The organism is Streptomyces sp. MK37H (assembly GCF_018035285.1).
Lineage (GTDB): Bacteria > Actinomycetota > Actinomycetes > Streptomycetales > Streptomycetaceae > Streptomyces > Streptomyces endocoffeicus.
The window spans coordinates 1-2,592 of record NZ_JAAAYH010000723.1 but is presented as its reverse complement, the minus strand read 5'-3'; the positions used below and the strand labels follow the sequence as shown (position 1 = coordinate 2,592).

The window sequence follows — 2,592 nt, the reverse complement described above, 5'->3', positions numbered from 1 at the left end:
CTTCCTGCGCACCGCCCTGCCCGGACTGGACCCCGACGCCGTGCGGTTCGTCCCCCACCACATGGCCCACGCCGCCTCCAGCGCGCTCGCCGCGCCCGGCGCCGACACCAGCTCCGTCCTCGTCCTCGACGGACGCGGCGAGGCCACCTCCCATCTCGCGGCGCGCCGCGTCGGCGACCGGCTGGAGCCGCTGCACGGCCAGGAACTGCCCCACTCCCTGGGGCTGGTCTACGAGGAACTCACCGAGCACCTGGGCTTCCTGCGCTCCAGCGACGAGTACAAGGTGATGGCCCTCGCCTCCTACGGCACCCCGCGGATGCTGGACGAGCTGCGGCGGTATGTGTACGCCACCGGCGACGGCGGTTTCCATGCCACCGGGGTGCCCTGGGCCGAGCTGTGCCCCCCGCTGCGCCCCGGCGAGGCGTGGTCGCAGCCGCACGCCGATCTCGCGGCCAGCGCCCAGGCGTGTCTGGAGGAGACGCTGCTGGACCTGGTGCGCTGGCTGCACGGGCGCACCCATGACCGGGTGCTGACCCTGGCCGGGGGAGTGGCGCTCAACTGCGTGGCCAACTCCCGTATCGCCCGCGAGGGCCCGTTCGACCGGGTCTGGGTCCAGCCCGCCGCCGGGGACGCGGGCACCGCGCTCGGCGGCGCCCTCCACCTGTGCGCGCGGGGCGGCGACCGGCCCGAGCCGATGGCCGGGGCCGACCTCGGGCGCCGCTGGTCTGACGCCGAACTGGAGGCGTGGCTGAAGACGGCCGCGGTGCCCTACGAACGCCCGGCCGATGTGGCCGAGACGGTGGCCGAGGCGCTCGCGGACGACGCGATCGTCGCCTGGTTCCAGGGGCGCTCCGAATACGGGCCCCGGGCGCTCGGCCACCGCTCGCTGCTCGCCCACCCCGGCCGCTCGGGAAACCTCGAGCGGCTCAACGACGTCAAGGGCCGGGAGCAGTTCCGGCCGGTCGCCCCGATGGTGCGCGCCGAGCGCGCGGCCGAGATCTTCGACGGCCCGCTGCCCAGCCCGTACATGCTCTTCGTGCACGAGGTCGCGCCGGAGTGGCGGGACCGCATCCCGGCCGTGGTGCACGTGGACGGCACGGCCCGCATCCAGACCGTCGACTCCGCCGGTGAGCCGCTGGTGGCCCGACTGCTGACCGCGTTCGAACGGCGCACCGGGCTGCCTGTGGTCGTCAACACCAGCCTCAACACCTCGGGCCGGCCGATGGTCGACGATCCGCGCGACGCCCTGGAGTGCTTCGGCTCGGCCCCCGTGGACCTGCTGGCGATCGGGCCGTTCGTGATCCGCCGGGGCGCCTTCTTCGCGGGCGGCCGTCCGGACACGGCCGCGCACGAGGAGATCTGACGCGGGTCACGTATCGCATTCCGGTCACGTCTCGCATATGAGCCGCACCGACCCGTGCCAATCGCATATGAGCCACACCACCCGTGCCATGGGAGGAGCCAGGTATGACGGACACCGGAGGGCGGACCGACGGACCCGAGTACGCCGTGGTCATCCCGACGCTGGGCCGCCCCAGTCTCTCCGTGACCCTGCGGGCGCTCGCCGACGCCAAGGGCCCCGCGCCCCGGCGGGTCGTCCTCGTCGACGACCGGCCGCTGGAGGACTGCACCCCGCTGCCCGCCGACATCCCCGCCGAACTCGCGCCCCTGGTGGAGATCGCGCCCGGCTGCGCCGCCGGGCCCGCCGCCGCGCGCAACATCGGCTGGCGGGCCGCCCCCGAACCCTGGACGGTCTTCCTCGACGACGATGTGGTCCCTGGCCCCACCTGGGCGGACGACCTCGCCGCCGATCTGGCGGCGGCCGGTCCCTCCACCGGCGGGGTCCAGGCGCGGATCACCGTTCCGCTGCCGCAGGACCGCAGGCCCACCGACTGGGAGCGCAACACCGCGGGGCTCGCCTCCGCCCGCTGGATCACCGCCGACATGGCGTACCGGCGGGCCGCGCTGGCCGCGGTCGGCGGCTTCGACGAGCGGTTTCCGCGCGCCTTCCGCGAGGACGCCGACCTGGCGCTGCGGGTCATGGCCGCCGGGTGGCGGCTGGAGCGGGGGTCGCGGGTCACGGTCCATCCGGTGCGCCCCGCCGACCGCTGGGTGTCGGTGCGCACCCAGGCGGGGAACGCCGACGACGTGCTGATGGCCAAGGTCCACGGCCGCGGCTGGTGGGCCCGGGCAGACGCCCCGCGCGGCCGGCTGCCCCGCCATCTGGCCATCGCGGCGGCCGGTGCCGTCGCCCTGACCGGCGCCCTGGCGGGCCGGCGGCGGGCGGCCGCGGCGGGCGCGGCGCTGTGGCTGGCCGGGACCGCCGAATTCGCCCTGGCCCGGATCCGGCCCGGTCCGCGTACCCCGGACGAGATCGCCACGATGGTCCTGACCAGCGCCGTCATCCCGCCCGTGGCCGGCGCGCACTGGCTGGCGGGGCTGGTGCGGCACCGCTCGGCCGCCGCGTTCGGGCGGTCGGCGGTCAGGCGCAGCAGGGCCCTCGGACATGTGTAGCGCTTTGTCGCGTTTGGTGATTGTCTGTCCGGGCTACTCGATGCCCGTGTTCGCTACATCTGTACCAAAGGTTCCATT

Annotated in this window: 2 protein-coding genes; both read left to right on the top strand. The window is 75.2% G+C overall.

What is annotated here, in order from left to right; all coding sequences use genetic code 11:
- The coding region (locus GWI24_RS43210) for a carbamoyltransferase C-terminal domain-containing protein (protein ID WP_210951486.1) at positions 1–1,363 on the top strand (1,363 nt) is incomplete at its 5' end.
- A gap of 104 nt (positions 1,364–1,467) precedes the next feature.
- A complete protein-coding gene (locus tag GWI24_RS43205; protein WP_210951485.1) occupies positions 1,468–2,514 on the top strand; it encodes a glycosyltransferase family 2 protein in 1,047 nt (348 codons plus the stop codon).
- The last annotated feature ends 78 nt before the right edge of the window (positions 2,515–2,592 follow it).

Excerpts from the sequence above, each read along its gene's own strand:
- GWI24_RS43205 (WP_210951485.1), top strand. The coding sequence starts at position 1,468 with ATGACGGACACCGGAGGGCGGACCGACGGACCCGAGTACGCCGTGGTC.